Below are 14,148 nucleotides of genomic sequence, written 5' to 3'. Positions count from 1 at the left end.
GGGTTGCGCTGGTGGAAGACGGGGCGCGAAAAAGCGCGCTACCATACAAGCACAAACGAGGGTGACGGGCAAGCATCGTTCAGGCGCCGACGGCGTTCCGGGCCTCTATGCGGTATTCGAGCGGCGCGAGGCCGTGGACGCGACGGAAGGCCTTGGCGAGGTAGTTGGCGTTGGCAAAGCCGGTGGCGGCAGCGATCGCGGTCACGCTCATGTCGGTTGCCAACAGCAGGCGCTCGACGCGCTCGATGCGACGTTCAAAGAGAAAGGTCGATGGCGCTGTACCCGCGACGGCTGTGAACTGGCGCACGAAATGAGCCCGGCTCATTTGCGCCACGCCCGCTATGCGTTCGACGTTGATCGAGCGGGCGAGGTTCTCCTCGATGTAAGCCATGGCGCGCCCGATGGGCGCTGGCAGCTCCGCGCGGGGAACGCGCGGACCCGAAAAGGTCGCATCATAGAGCGCCGCCAGCGCGGCATAGGCGGCCGTCGAGACTTCGCCCGGCTCGATATCGGGTCGCTTGATGAGCGTGAGGCAGGCGGCCGCCAGCCTGTCGACGACCGCCCCGGAGGGCGTCAGCACGGGACCGGCGACGTCGATTGCCTCGCGGGCGAGGCGCAGCGCCTCGCGGCCGTTGAGCACCATCCAGAAATATTCCCAGCTCTGTCCCCGCTCGAGCCAGTAGCGGTGGGCGTGCGGCAGGCTGAGGAGCATGGTCTTGCCGGGGGTCAGAACGTGGGCGGTGCCGGCGAAGTCGAGCCGTCCGCGTCCGGCGAGCGTGTGCTGTACGACGAGGAAGGGCGCATCTCCCCGCTGCAGCCCATCCCAGGAATAGACCTCGTTGACGCGCTGCTCGTAGCCGGCGCTGATGGCCATGGCGTGGAGTGGCACCGGCGCGCGGGGCAGACTGAATACGCGCACCCTGTGGCCGTAGGCGATCAGATCCTTGAGCACAAAATTACCCGTCTTGGCATAAGGTTTCTCTACACGTCGTGGGGTGCCAAGGATAGAAAAATCGCAACGAGTCCGCTCCATGCGTCACCTACAAAAGGTCATCCCCGCGAAAGCGGGGACCTCCGTTTCCGGGTGGTCCGGGTCAGCTAAAACAAAGGTTCCCGCTTTTCGCCGGAATGACCCGGTGAGTAGGAGACAGGAGCGGCAAGGATCTCTCGAGGAGGATATCACCCCATGTCGTTCAAGATCGCCATCATCGGGGCCGGATCGGTCGGCTTCACCAAAAGGTTGGTGTCGGACCTGTTGAAAGTGCCCGAGTTCGCCGACATCGAGGTCGCGCTCACCGACATCAACCAGCACAACCTCGACATGATCCGCCAGATCATCGAGAAGATCGTTTCGGTCAACAACCTGCCGGCCAAGGTCAGCGCCACCACCGACCGGCGCGCCGCGATCTCGGGCGCGCGCTACATCATGAGCTGCGTACGGGTCGGCGGCGTCGAGGCCTTCGCCACCGATATCAACATTCCGCTCAAATATGGCGTCGATCAGTGCGTGGGCGACACCATTTGTGCCGGCGGCATCCTCTATGGACAGCGCAACATCCCGGTGATCCTCGACTTCTGCAAGGACATCCGCGAAGTCGCCGAGCCCGGGGCCCGCTTCCTCAACTACGCAAACCCCATGGCCATGAACACCTGGGCCGCCAACAAGTTTGGCGGCGTCGAGACCATTGGCCTTTGCCACGGGGTGCAGCACGGGGCCGAGCAGATCGCCAAGGTGCTGGGCATCGAGCTTTCCGAGCTCGACTACGTCTGCAGCGGCATCAACCACCAGACATGGTACATCGACATCAAGGCCAAGGGTCGCGAGGTCGGCAAGGACGAGCTCATTGCCGGCTTCGAAGCGCACCCTGTCTATTCGCGCCAGGAGAAGGTGCGCATCGATGTGCTGAAGCGCTTCGGCTACTACTCGACCGAGTCCAATGGGCACCTCTCCGAGTACCTGCCCTGGTACCGCAAACGTCCGGAAGAACTCGACCGCTGGATCGACCTCAGCGACTGGATCCATGGCGAGACCGGCGGATATCTGCGCCACACTACCGAGCAGCGCAATTGGTTCGAGACTGACTTCCCGAAATTCCTCGACGATGCGGGCAAGTCGCTTGCCGAGCACAAACGCACCAGCGAGCACGCCTCTTGGATCATCGAGGCCATCGAGACCGGCCGGGTCTATCGCGGGCATTTCAACGTGCCCAACAACGGCATCATCCGCAACCTGCCGGACGACGCGATCATCGAGAGTCCCGGGTTCGTTGACCGCTTCGGCATCAATATGGTGGAAGGCATCGAGTTGCCCATCGCGTGCGCTGCGACCTGCTCGGCTTCGGTCTCGGTGCAGCGCATGAGCGTCGAAGCGGCGGTTACCGGTGACATCGACATGCTGAAGCTCGCCGTGCTGCACGACCCGCTGGTCGGGGCTATCTGCACGCCCGAGGAAGTGTGGGCGATGGTCGACGAGATGGTCGTTGCCCAGGCCAAATGGTTGCCGCAGTATGCCGATGCCATCCCCGCCGCAAAGGAGCGGATCGCCAGGTCGACGGTCAAGACCCGCGATTGGGAAGGTGCGGCCAGGAAGCGCGTGCGTAGTGTCGAGGAGTTGCGTGAGGTGGCCGCAGCGCGGAAGGCCTCGTAGTCATTCAGTCGCCGTACCTTTTCCTTTCTCCTCCCATCCGGGATCGAGCAAGGGGAGGTGCTGCTAGCCGTGCACGCAACGGCCAAGCACGGAAGCGCGGTTTGCATGCTTTTCCCACTCCGTTCACACACCTTGCGGCTGGCGATGCATCTCAGGATGGTGCGTCAGCCGCACTGGCCAACGCCCTGCGGGTGCCTCAGATCCGTATCAGCGAGATCGTCCACGGAAAGCGGGCGATCACCCCCGATACAGCGCTGCGCCTGGCACGATATTTCGGCACCAGCGCCGAATTCTGGATGGGGATGCAAGCGACTTATGACCTGGAGATGGCGCGCGACACCATCGGTCCTGGAATCGCCGAGACGGTTCGGCCTCGTGCGGCTTGATTCCGGGTTCTGAAGAATGTCCGCGTTCGCCCGGGGCGCTTCTTGCCGACAAGTTGCAAAGTGGTAGCTTGTTCTCAGGGAAGAGGATAAGCCATGGGAAAACCGGCACATTTCGTCATCGTCGGCGGTGGAACGGCGGGGTGGATCGCCGCCTTCATCATTCAGGACAGCGCGCGGCGCAAGAAGCTCGACGCCAAGGTGACCGTCGTCGAATCTTCCAAGGTGCCGACGGTCGGCGTCGGAGAGGCGACCACGGCGGCGTTCCGGGTGCTGCTCAAATATTTCGGCATCGACGAGTTCGAATTCTTCCGCAAGACCGAGGCGAGCTTCAAGCTCGGCATCCGCCACCAGGACTGGCGGAGGAAGGGCTACACCTACTATGGACCGATCGATGATCCGCACCAGGTGGTCGCGCCGCCGCCGGGCGCGCCTTCGGACTATCTCAATGTCTACTGCGTTGCCGCCGGCCGGCCGGTGCAGGAGATGCACCTCTTCCAGCCGCTGCTCGAGCAGCACAAGGCGCCCTATGCCCGCAAGGCCGATGGTTCGCTGATCGCGCTCGGGCCTTTCCACCATGCTTTCCATTTCGACCAGGCGCTGGTCGGCAAGTTCTTTGCCAGCAAATCGAAGGACGTCGAGATCGTCGATGCGCTGGTTTCGGGCGTCGAGCGCGACCGGGTCAACGGTGACATCACTGCGCTGGTGCTCGACGATGGGCAGAAGCTCGAGGCGGATTTCTTTATTGATGCGACCGGCTTTCGCAAGCAGATCATCGTCAAGGAGCTGGCGGCGCCGTGGATCTCCTATGCGCATGAGCTGCCGGTCAATAGAGCCCTGCCCTTTTGGCTGCCGATCGAGGAGGGCGAGGAGATCGCCAACTATACCCGCGCCTGGGCGCAGGAGGCGGGCTGGATGTGGATGATCCCGACGCAGACCCGCTATGGCTGCGGCTATGTCTATTCGGACGAGTTCCGCACGCCCGAGGACGCCAAACGCGAGATCGAGGGCGTGCTGGGCCGCGAGATCGAGGTGCGGAGCGACATTCGTTTCTCGATCGGCCGGCTGGAGACGCCCTGGATGCACAACTGCCTGGCGGTAGGCCTCAGCTCGAGCTTCCTCGAGCCGCTGGAATCGACCTCCATCCACGGTACCATCGTGCAGATGATGCTGTTCGCCCGCCGCTTCCTCAAGGCCCCGGGGGAGATGACGGAGGCCGACCGGGCCGACTACAACCGGCGCGTTGGCCGGCAGGTCGACGATTTCCGCACCTTCGTCAACACGCACTACATGACCGAACGCGACGACACGCCGTTCTGGCGTGAGGTGCGGGCGCACCGCATACACCCGGAAACCAAGGAACGGCTCGCCCGCTGGCAAAAGGAGATGCCGCGGCGCGAGCATTTTCCGGACTATCTCGAAGGCCTGCCGCATATCGAGACGCAGCTCTACTATCCCGTGCTCAACGGGCTGGGCCTGCTCGACCGGGAAACGGCGCGGGCCGAGATGGCACGCGACCCGAAGCTCAAGCGCTTCGCGCAGGAAACGGTCGACGGGCTCGTGCGCGAATACCGTTCGGCCGCGAACCAAGCGCTTGGCCACGCCGAATTCCTCAGAATCGTACGAGAAATGGGGTGAGCGTTGAAATCGGAGGACATAAGTAATACCTTCGTGGGAGTGGTATTACCGGAGCGCGTCAATGGGCACGAGAATGACGGTCAAAGGACAGGTGACGATCCCCAAAAGCATGCGTGACCGCTATGGCATGCGACCAGGTAACATGGTGGAGTTCAAAAGCACGGCGGCAGGCATTCTGGTGGTGCCGGCTGACGGAAAGAGGCTGGAGAGCAGGCTGCGCAAATATCTTGGCCACGCCGGTCCTGGCCTTTCCACGGATGAAATCATGGCTCTCACGCGCGGCGACGAATGATTCTTGTCGACAGCAATGTCGTCCTCGATCTGGTCACGCGCGATCCTGTTTGGGCGGAATGGTCGCTGGCAGCGCTTGAGGATGTGCTTGCCGCCGGGCCAGCGGCTATCAACGAAATTGCGTTTGCCGAACTTTCAGTGCGCTACAGCCAAATCGAAGAGCTGGAGTCCGTGCTTGAGGGGATTGGCCTGCGTTTCTCCAATATCCCCAAACCAGCACTGTTTCTGGCGGGGCGGGTTTTCGGGCGCTATCGATCGGCTGGAGGAAAACGCGAGAGCATCCTGCCCGACTTCTTCATTGGCGCTCACGCCGCCGTAGCTGGAGCACCGTTGCTGACTCGAGACGTGCGCCGCTACAAAACCTACTACCCCACTCTTGAGCTGATCGCTCCCGGCACGGAATGAAAGCAGCCCCGGCGCTTTCGCACCGGGGCCTTGCCGCAGTTTGGGAGGGACGCTGCGGGAACTCAGGCGACGCGCTGCCTACGCGAGCCACGGGCCCATTCGGGCAGCCAATCGCCATGGGCTTCGATCAGATCGTCGACCAGGTTCCAGATCTGGTCGAGATCGAGCTCGGCGGCCGTATGCGGGTCCATCATCGCAGCGTGATAGATGTGCTCGCGGTTCTCGGTCATCAGAGCGGCGACCGTCAGTTCCTGCACGTTGACGTTGGTGCGGATGAGTGCGGTCAGCTGTGGCGGCAGGTCGCCGATATAGGTCGGCTGGATGCCCGAGGCATCGACGAGGCACGGCACTTCGGCGGCGCAGTTGTCGGGCAGCGAGGTGATGCAGCCATTGTTGCGCACGTTGCCGTAGATCACCGACGGCTCACCGGTCCAGACCGAGTTCATGATCGAGGAGGCGTATTCGTGGCTCTCCTTCACCTCGATCGTGTCGGCGTTGCGATACTCCTCGGCCTGGCTCTTCCAGCGGGCGATCTGCTCGACGCAGCGCTTGGGGTACTCGTCCAGCGGCACGCCGAACTTCTCGATGAGATCCTCGCGGCCCTCCTTGATGAAGTAGGGCGTATATTCGGCGAAGTGCTCGGAGCTTTCGGTGACAAAGTAGCCGAGGCGGGTGAGCATCTCGTAGCGCACCTTGTTGGGGCAGCGCGGATTCCAGCTACTGGGCTTGGGCGCACGGCCCTCGCGGTAGGCGCGCACCAGGTCCGGATAGAGATCACGGTAGGAGCCGTCGGGCTGCCGATGCTCGAACTTCAGATAGAACGCCATGTGGTTGATGCCGGCGGCGCGGTAGCGGATCTCTGAATATGGAATGTCGAGGTCGCGGGCGAGCTCGGAAGCGGTGCCCTGCACCGAATGGCAGAGGCCGACCTGCTTGATCGTCGGATATTTCTCGGCGATGGCCCAGGTGTTGATGGCCATGGGGTTCACGTATTGCAGCATGATGGCCTCGGGGCAGACCTCGAGCATGTCCTCGCAGATCTTCCAGAGGTGCGGCACGGTGCGCAGGCCCCGCATGATGCCGCCGACGCCCAGCGTGTCGGCGATGGTCTGGCGCAGGCCAAATTTCTTGGGCACCTCGAAGTCGGTGACGGTTGCCGGCTCATAGCCGCCGATCTGGAAGGCGACGACGACAAAATCGGCGCCGGTCAGCGCCTTCTTCTGGTCGGTATAGGTCTCGACCTTGGCTGGCACGCCGAGGGTCGAGGCGAGCTTGCCGGCAACGATGGCGCTCTCTTCGAGGCGCTGCGGGTTGATGTCCATGAGGGCGATGGTGGCGCCGGAAAGCGCCGGACGCTGCAGCACGTCGCCGATGATGTTCTTCATGAACACCGTCGAACCGGCGCCGATGAACGTGATCCTGGGGTTTGCCATTGGAAAAATGCTCCGAGGGTTAGGCGGCAATTTCGAAGGCGGCGCGGACGAGCCGGGCCGTGTAATCTGTCTTGGGATTGGTCAGCACCTCGGCGACCGGCCCCTCTTCCACGATCTTGCCGAACTGCATGACCATGACGCGATGACAGAGCGCGCGCACGACCTTGAGGTCGTGCGAAATGAACAGGTAAGAGAGGCCCTTCTCGTCCTGGAGCTTACGCAACAGGTCGATGATCTGGGCCTGCACGGAAAGGTCGAGGGCCGAAGTCGGCTCATCGAGAAGGATGAACTCGGGCTCGAGCGCAATGGCGCGGGCGATGGCGATGCGTTGGCGCTGGCCGCCGGAGAACTCGTGCGGAAAGCGGTTGAGGATGGTGTCGGGCATACCGGCATCGCGCAACGCCTGGCGCACCCGGTCGCCCCGCTCGCCCGAGTTGGCGCCGATGCTGTTGACGATCAGCCCTTCCTCGATGATCTGGCGGATCGACATGCGCGGGTTGAGGCTGGCGAACGGATCCTGGAAGACGATCTGCATGCGGCTGCGCAAGGGGCGCATCTGCCCGCGATCCTTGCCATGGATCGGCTCGCCGTCGAAGAAGATCTCCCCGCCCTGGTTGCCGATCAGGCGAATGAGTGCCTGGCCGAAGGTGGTCTTGCCCGAGCCGCTCTCGCCCACCAGCCCCAGCGTCTCGTGGCGCTTCAGCTCAAGGCTGAGTTTATCGACCGCGACCAGCTCGAAGTAATCAGGCCGGAAGAAGCCCCCGCGCTTCAAGGTGAAAGCGACCTTGACTCCCCTGCCCTCGAGCATTGTGTCGTGCTCGCCCGAGAGCGGATTGGCGACGCCTTTGGGCTCGGAGGCGAGAAGGTGCCTGGTATAGGGGTGCTGCGGGTTGGAGAAGAGCTCCTCGGTCTCGTTGTGCTCGTGCACCACCCCGTTCTGCATCACATAGACGTATTCGGAGAACTGGCGCACGATCGTCAGATCATGGGTGATGAGGATCACGGCCATGCCGTATTTGTCCTTCAGCTCCTTGATAAGGTTGAGGATCTGGGCCTGGACGGTGACGTCGAGGGCGGTGGTCGGCTCGTCGGCAATCAGAACGTCCGGTCGGTTGGCGAGGGCCATGGCGATCATCACGCGCTGGCGCTGGCCCCCGGAAAGCTGGTGCGGATACTGCTTCAGGCGCGCCTCGGGCTCGGGAATATGCACCTCCTCGAGAAGCTCACGGGCGCGGTCCATCGCTTCGCGTCTGCTCATCCTGTTGTGGAGGTGCAGGATTTCGCAGATCTGCTGGCCGACGGTGTAGACCGGATTGAGGGACGACATCGGCTCCTGGAAGATCATGGCAAGATCGTTGCCGCGAAGCTTGCGCATGTCGCGGTCGCTCATGGCGACGACGTCCTGGCCCTTCAGGGTGATCTCGGTGCCCGGCAGGATGGTGGCGCGCTTGGTCAACAGCTTCATGACGGTGCGGGCGGTCACCGACTTACCCGAGCCGCTTTCGCCGACGAGGGCGATGGTCTCGCCCTTATGGAGCTGGAAGGAAACGTCGCGCACCGCATGCACAACGCCGCCCTCGACCTTGAAGTCGACGGCGAGGTTGCGCGCGTCGAGGATCAGCTCGCGACCGTGCTGGCCGAGGTCGTGCCGTTCGGAGGGAGCGAGGTTCTGGCTGGTATCAGTCACTTGTCCGCTCCACTCAATAAGGATCGACTGCATCGCGCAGGCCATCGCCCAGCGCGTTGAAGGCAAAGACGGTGATCAGCACGAAGATCACCGGTGACAGGATCCAGGGATAAGACCCGATGACCGAGAACGTGCCGGTGTCCTGCAGCATCAGCCCCCAGGATATCAGCGGAGGCTTGACCGCAAAGCCGAGGAACCCGAGGAAGCTCTCAAGCAACACCACCGTAGGGATGGCGAGCGTTACCGCCACGATCACGTGGCTGGTGACGTTGGGCAGGATGTGCCGGGTGATGATGCGCATGTCGCTCGAACCTACGGCGATCGCCGCCCGCACATATTCGATACGCGCGAGGGAAAGCGTCTTGGAGCGCACCTCGCGCGAAAGCTGCGCCCAGCCGAGCACGGCCATGACGCCGATAACAAAGGCGATGAAGACGTTGGAGGGCGCCGTAACCGGTATGAGCGAGGTCAGTGCCAGGTATAGCGGCAGTTGCGGAAAGGCGAGCACGAACTCGACGAACTTTTGCAGCCAGGTGTCGAACGCACCGCCGATATAGCCCGAGGTGATGCCGACCAACGTGCCGATAACCGTGGTCAGCGTCACCACGGCCAGCGCGATCATCAGCGAGATCCGCGAGCCGACGATACCGCGCGAGAGAATGTCGCGGCCGAACTTGTCGGTGCCAAGTATATGGATGGGTCGCCCGTCGGTGGCGCCAAAGAAGTGGATGTTGGATGGGATCACCCAGAAGAGACGATAGGAATAGCCCTCGACGAAGAAGCCGGTCGGGGTCGGGTCGTCGAGCACCGCACCGGTCAGCGGCTGGAAGGTGATGGGATCGAACTCGCCCGTCTCCCCGATGGGATAGACATAGGGGATGAGGCTGAAACTGCCCTGCGGATCCTGAAAGGCGATCATATCTGGTGGCGCAAACGGGAGTTCAGGACGCTTCGGGTCCATCGGTGCGAAGAAATCGGCGAAAATGGCTGTGACGAAGAGCAGCGTGACGAGCACCAGCCCGATCATGCCCATGGTGGAACGCTTGAACCGGCGCCAGACGAGCGTCGCATAGCCTTCGTTGCCATGGGCGAAGCGCGCCTGGATCGCGCTTTCGGGCACGTCGACGCCGTCGGCGACTTCCGGACCGGGCGCGGCGCCGATGCCGGTATCGGATGGCAGAGGCGGTGTCGGGTGGGTCTTGGTGTCGGTCATTCCGCATTCCCTCCCAGGCGGATGCGCGGGTCGAGGACGGCGAGCAGGATATCGGCGATGATGTTGCCGACGATGAGGGTCGCCGCAAGCACCAGCATGAAGGTGGCAGTGACGAAGACGTCGCCAACACCCATGGAGCCGACGATGGCCGGTCCGACCGTCGCGAGGCCGAAGACAATCGCCACCTCGATCTCCCCGGTCAGCATATAGGGCAGCACCACGCCCTGATAGGCAACGAGCGGGTGCAGCGCGTTGGGCACGGCATGCTTCATGATCACAGCGCCCTCCGGCAGGCCCTTGGCCCGCGCCGTTTCGACATATTGCGAATTGAGGACGTCGAGGAGGTTCGCGCGCATCACGCGCATGTTGTAGGCGAGCCCGCCAAAGGTGGCGATGAACACCACGGGCCAGATGTGCTGGACAAGGTTGACGAACTTGTCCCAGCTCCACGGTGCGCCGCCATAGCGGGCCGAAAAGAACATGCCGACCTCGCCGACGTTCAGCCGGAAAACGAGAATGTAGAGGATGATGATGGCGAGGAGGAATCTCGGGATGGTCATGCCAAGGAAAGAGACGACGCCGAGAAAGGTGTCGGTCCAGCTATATTGGCGGGTGGCGGCGATTATGCCGAGCGAGATACCCAGTACCGACGCCAGGATGTGACAGGTCAACGCCAGCATGATGGTCGCCGGCAGGCGCTCGGCCACCACGTTGCCCACGGGTTTGTTGTAGTAGAGGCTGTGTCCGAAATCGAAGCGGGTGACGATGCCGGTGATCCAGCGGAAGTACTGGACGACCAGCGGATCGTTGAGCCCGTTGGCCTCGCGATAGGCTTCAGCCTGGATTTCGGCCAACTCTGCGGGCACGCCGCCCTGGTTCATGAGCATGGAGCGGATGTAGTCGCCATAGTCACCGGGGGGGGCCTGGATGATGGCGAAGGTAACGACGCTCAAAAGGAGCAGGAGCGGGATCGCTCCCAGTACCCGCATAGCGATGAATCGGAACATTTGCGGCCTTTATCTTCTCTTAGCGATGTCCGCCCGTGCAACCCTCCCCCGATGGGAAGGGATGTACATCGTGCTCGTGGCACCATTGGGCCGGACGGAGGGCTGCCCCCGTCCGGCGTATTCAGGTCAGCCTTCGACCGGCCCACCACCGCCGGGCACGTCCGGCAGGGTCTGAGGGTGCAGTTCGTGGCCGGGCTGGTCATCCGTCGGCACATAGACGCGCTCGCGGATGATGTTGTCCTCGGCCCAGTTGAACATGAAGATCGGGGCACCTTCCGGGATGTTCCTGAAGCGCTTGTTGATGATGAGCGCCCCAGGATACTGGGTCAGCCCCACCGAATAGACGTTCTCGGTGAAGACCTGCTGGTACTGCTTCATCAGCTCAGCCCGCTCCGCGTTGTCGCTGGTGGCGATGAAGTCCCGCACGATCTGTACGAGTTCTTCCTCGAAAGGCAGGAGATCGAGCTCATCGTTCTCGCCCGCGCGATGGAACGGATGGGTGCGCGGACCAGTGGGAGCGAGCGCGGATGTGCCCTGGACGACCGAGACCACCTCAGCGCCCTGCCGTTCCACCGACCAATCGAACTGACCGGCCTGCGCCATGTCGTCGCGCGCCGTTCCCTGCTGGAAGTTGGCAATGACGCGCAGCCCCAACGGCTCCATCATGGCGATGACGCCTTCAGCCAGGTTGGTGTCGGTCGAATAGTCGGTGTTGGCAAGAAGCGTGATCTCCACGTCCTGCCCACCGGCCGTGCCTTCAGGGAAGTTGCGCACGCCGTTGCCGTCGGTGTCGGTAAGCCCCAGTTCGTCGAGCATGGCATTGGCCTGCTCGAGATTGAATGGGTAGTAGACCGTCGACTCCTTGTCATAGTAGGTCGTGCCGGCATAGAGGCCGCCCGGATAGATGGCGGTGAATGGTCCGCGCACGAGCGATTCACCCAACCTTTGCCGGTCGACAGCCAATGTTATGGCCTGTCGGAACTCGAGCGTGCGATTCAGCTCGCGGATCGCCTGCTCACGCGCGTCTGGTTCACCCCAGCCATTGCCCGAGAAGTTCATGCGCAGCGCATAGCCGATAGTGCGGGCGCCGAACTGCAGGCGGGCGGGGGCGTTGTCGTCGGCCGAGCGGCGCAAGGCCTCGACATAGCTCTCGGCCTGCTCGAGGTTGGAGAAATCGCCCGAGCCTGCCACCGCCTGCACGTCGCGGTCAGCCCACGTCGAAAGGCGATAATGCATCTCGTCGAGATAGGGGAGCTGGTTACCCTCCTCGTCGACCTTCCAGTAGTAAGGGTTGCGGCGCATGACGATGATGTCGTCGGGCCTGTATTCAACCGGCACCCACGCACCCATGACCGGAATGTTGAGGTATTCGGGCGGGAAGGCGTTCTTGTATTGGTCGTAGGTGTTGTCCGAGTAGTTGGGGTGCTCGGGTTTGAGGATATGGCTCGGGCCCGGACAGAAGGTGCCGTAGGCCATGGCATAGAGATACTGGTTCGGGAATGCTTCCTCGAACGTCCATTTGATGGTGTATTCGTCGATCGCCTCGAGCTTGGTGCCCTGCCCAAAGGTCTCGGGCGTCGCGCCGTTGAGGGGGAAGACGTTGGGATCGAGGACGTTGTCCTCCCAGTAGAACATGATGTCTTCGGTGTCGAACGGGTCGCCGTCGGACCACTTGGCGCCTTCGATGAGGTGCATGGTCAGCTCATGGCCGTCCTCGGACCATTCCCAGCTCTTGGCGAGGTTGGGCATGGGCTCCAGTTCCTCGGCCCGGATCATGAAGAGAGGACCGGTACGGGTGAGGCACTCGGACAGGCCGATGTCGATGCCTCCCCAACCCTGGGATTGGCCGCCGATGTAGTTCCAGCCCTCGGGACGTCCGCCGATGACGTGGCGCATCACGTCGCCGTAGACGCCGACGCCGTCCGGCATGTTGCCGGTCTTGAAGACCAGGGGTTCCTCAGGCAGGCGCTCTTCGACCGGCGGCAGCTTGCCGGTGTCGACGAAATTGGTCTTGATCCATTCCGGCTCGTTGTAGCTGTCGAGCGCGCGATACTCCATGATGTCGGTGACACCAACAAAGACCGGCTCGGTCTGGGCCGCGAATTCCGGCGGATCCGGGGGCGTCGTCGTCTCGATCGTCTGCGCCTGAGTAGCGATGAACGACACGCTTAGCAGAAGACTTGCCCCGCCAAGGGCAAATGCGTGCTTTCTCATGGTTCCTCCCATAACGGCGGAGCGACAATGCCTGCCGATTTGCCGGGCGACGTCACCCGGCATTCTCTCCGCCATAAAAATCGTACGCCTTGCAACACGGGAAGCAATCCGATTAGTTAAAGACCTCTTCCGGCTTCCTAAGATTTGGTGATGACGTATGGAAGTGCTCGAACGCCCCAGAACGACCTCCAAAGCCCCAGCTCCTGCCCCGCGCCAACGGGTCGACAAGGGCTATTGCCGCGCCACACCGCGGCCGGACCGGAGTTTCTACGCCTCGAGCCGCGCCTTCGGGCGGTTCGGCATCCGCTCGTTCACCCCGCAACTGATGCCGTCTGCGCATGTCCACGGCCATATCGAGATCAATTGGCTGACCGGCGGGGACATGGACTATGTCCATGACACGCGGCCGGTGACCGTGCCTTCCAATCGGCTCGTTGCCTTCTGGGCGGGCGTTCCCCATCAGACGGTGGCCCTCAGCGAGGCGGCTCTGGCAGGTCGGCAGATCAATGTCTATCTGCCGCTCGACTCCTTCCTCCACATGCCCCAGCTCGGCCGGCTGACTGAGACCATGATGGGCGGTGGCATCGTCTGCCTCAACCCCGATGCCGTCGCGGTCGACACGCTCGACCGCTGGCATGCTGACTATCGCTCGGGCGATGCCCTTCGCACCGATATCGTCAAGGTCGAGATCGGCACCATGTTCCGCCGCGCAGCGCTCACCGGCTATGAGGTGCTGCTGCCGGCCTGGATCGAGCATCACGGCACGCGCACCCGCACCGCCTCGCCCGTGCGCTATGTCGTGGCCATGGTCCGGCACATCGTAGAGAACCTCTCCGAGCCGCTGACCGCCGCCGACGTGGCCGGGGTGGTAGGCCTCCACCCCAACTATGCGCTCAACCTCTTCACCAAGGTGATGCACATCTCGATGCAGAAGTTCGTCACGCGCATGCGGCTGATCCGCGCCCGTTCGCTGCTCTTTGAAGGGAACCTGTCGATCGCCAATATCGCCTTCCAGTCGGGCTTTACCTCCCTCAGCCAGTTCTACGAGCACTTCCGCAAAGCCTACGGCATCACGCCGCGACAGATGCGCCAAGACGTAATCGGGGAGTGACGTGATCGGGGAGTAGTTCGCGCGCCTGTCACATGGTTTCGACCAATGACGTATAGCCTCCCGCCGTGACGAGGAGGACAAATCCTGCAGGGCCGGCTAGGCTGTGCCCGCGGGAAGCA

General features: G+C 62.8%; 12 protein-coding genes. 6 read left to right on the top strand and 6 right to left on the bottom strand.

Annotation, left to right across the window (positions count from 1 at the left end):
• Positions 1 to 79 precede the first annotated feature (79 nt).
• Complete coding sequence (locus QQK18_RS12390) at positions 80 to 952, bottom strand: helix-turn-helix domain-containing protein (protein ID WP_284340650.1); 873 nt, start codon at positions 950 to 952, stop codon at positions 80 to 82.
• A gap of 234 nt (positions 953 to 1,186) precedes the next feature.
• Here QQK18_RS12390 and QQK18_RS12385 point away from each other — a divergent pair, with 234 nt between their 5' ends.
• The 5 genes from QQK18_RS12385 (at position 1,187) to QQK18_RS12365 (ending at position 5,364) form a co-directional block, all read left to right on the top strand.
• Entirely contained in the window at positions 1,187 to 2,647 is a 1,461-nt protein-coding gene (locus QQK18_RS12385) for an alpha-glucosidase/alpha-galactosidase (RefSeq protein WP_284340649.1), read from the top strand.
• Between the two features lie 101 nt (positions 2,648 to 2,748).
• Complete coding sequence (locus tag QQK18_RS12380) at positions 2,749 to 3,033, top strand: HigA family addiction module antitoxin (protein WP_284340648.1); 285 nt, start codon at positions 2,749 to 2,751, stop codon at positions 3,031 to 3,033.
• Between the two features lie 93 nt (positions 3,034 to 3,126).
• Positions 3,127 to 4,668, top strand: a complete 1,542-nt coding sequence (locus QQK18_RS12375) for a tryptophan halogenase family protein (protein ID WP_284340647.1) — start codon at positions 3,127 to 3,129, stop codon at positions 4,666 to 4,668.
• A 61-nt stretch (positions 4,669 to 4,729) separates the two neighbouring features.
• A complete protein-coding gene (locus QQK18_RS12370) occupies positions 4,730 to 4,960 on the top strand; it encodes an AbrB/MazE/SpoVT family DNA-binding domain-containing protein (RefSeq protein WP_284340646.1) in 231 nt (76 codons plus the stop codon).
• Positions 4,957 to 5,364 carry a type II toxin-antitoxin system VapC family toxin gene (locus QQK18_RS12365; protein ID WP_284340645.1) on the top strand — a complete coding sequence of 136 codons (408 nt, stop codon included), beginning with the start codon at positions 4,957 to 4,959 and terminating at the stop codon, positions 5,362 to 5,364. The genes QQK18_RS12370 and QQK18_RS12365 overlap by 4 nt, the downstream gene beginning before the upstream one ends.
• Before the next feature lie 62 nt (positions 5,365 to 5,426).
• Here the strand turns inward: QQK18_RS12365 and QQK18_RS12360 are convergent, their stop codons facing one another.
• The 5 genes from QQK18_RS12360 to QQK18_RS12340 form a co-directional block, all read right to left on the bottom strand.
• The gene (locus QQK18_RS12360) at positions 5,427 to 6,797 is read right to left on the bottom strand and encodes an alpha-glucosidase/alpha-galactosidase (protein ID WP_284340644.1); all 1,371 of its coding nucleotides are present in this window, start codon (positions 6,795 to 6,797) and stop codon (positions 5,427 to 5,429) included.
• Between the two features lie 19 nt (positions 6,798 to 6,816).
• Positions 6,817 to 8,517, bottom strand: coding sequence for an ABC transporter ATP-binding protein (locus tag QQK18_RS12355; protein WP_379994400.1), 1,701 nt, complete (start codon positions 8,515 to 8,517; stop codon positions 6,817 to 6,819).
• The gene (locus tag QQK18_RS12350) at positions 8,498 to 9,697 is read right to left on the bottom strand and encodes an ABC transporter permease (protein ID WP_284340642.1); all 1,200 of its coding nucleotides are present in this window, start codon (positions 9,695 to 9,697) and stop codon (positions 8,498 to 8,500) included. The genes QQK18_RS12355 and QQK18_RS12350 overlap by 20 nt, the downstream gene beginning before the upstream one ends.
• Positions 9,694 to 10,704 carry an ABC transporter permease gene (locus QQK18_RS12345; protein ID WP_284340641.1) on the bottom strand — a complete coding sequence of 337 codons (1,011 nt, stop codon included), beginning with the start codon at positions 10,702 to 10,704 and terminating at the stop codon, positions 9,694 to 9,696. Before QQK18_RS12345 ends, QQK18_RS12350 begins: the two co-directional genes overlap by 4 nt.
• Before the next feature lie 126 nt (positions 10,705 to 10,830).
• Positions 10,831 to 12,918, bottom strand: coding sequence for an ABC transporter substrate-binding protein (locus QQK18_RS12340; RefSeq protein WP_284340640.1), 2,088 nt, complete (start codon positions 12,916 to 12,918; stop codon positions 10,831 to 10,833).
• Between the two features lie 157 nt (positions 12,919 to 13,075).
• Here QQK18_RS12340 and QQK18_RS12335 point away from each other — a divergent pair, with 157 nt between their 5' ends.
• The gene (locus QQK18_RS12335) at positions 13,076 to 14,029 is read left to right on the top strand and encodes a helix-turn-helix domain-containing protein (RefSeq protein ID WP_284340639.1); all 954 of its coding nucleotides are present in this window, start codon (positions 13,076 to 13,078) and stop codon (positions 14,027 to 14,029) included.
• The last annotated feature ends 119 nt before the right edge of the window (positions 14,030 to 14,148 follow it).

It is taken from the genome of Devosia nitrariae, from assembly GCF_030160115.1.
Lineage (GTDB): Bacteria > Pseudomonadota > Alphaproteobacteria > Rhizobiales > Devosiaceae > Devosia > Devosia nitrariae.
The sequence above is the reverse complement of the archived record's forward strand: the minus strand, read 5'-3'. Positions and strand labels throughout refer to the sequence as shown.